This window comes from Lactobacillus sp. UMNPBX12 (assembly GCF_002553955.1).
In the GTDB taxonomy this organism is placed as follows: Bacteria; Bacillota; Bacilli; order Lactobacillales; family Lactobacillaceae; genus Lactobacillus; species Lactobacillus crispatus.
This window is the reverse complement of the sequence record NZ_PCYY01000092.1, coordinates 1-229: the sequence shown is the minus strand read 5'-3', so window position 1 is coordinate 229 and position 229 is coordinate 1. Positions and strand designations below refer to the sequence as shown.

The 229-nt window shown below is 45.9% G+C and carries 1 protein-coding gene; it reads right to left on the bottom strand.

Annotated features, from left to right (window positions below; all coding sequences use genetic code 11):
• On the bottom strand, positions 1–229 hold a 229-nt coding region (locus tag CP363_RS10625; protein WP_198995791.1), incomplete at both ends, for a transposase.

Here is a 229-nt window from a genome sequence, read left to right as displayed (position 1 = left end):
TTTTCAATTAGATCGGCTATTTCCCTGGTGGTCACGCCCTTGGAGTAAAGCTTGATAATCATGCTTTCCAAGATATCCGAGTGCTGCTTGTAGTCAGGCAGCGTGTGCTGATGAAATTGACCGTTGCGATCCCGAGGCACTTGCACTTCAATTGGGCCAAATTGCGTATCAACTTTGCGGAAATAAGCACCATTTCTAGAATTGCCAGTATTCCAGCCATTTCTGGCAT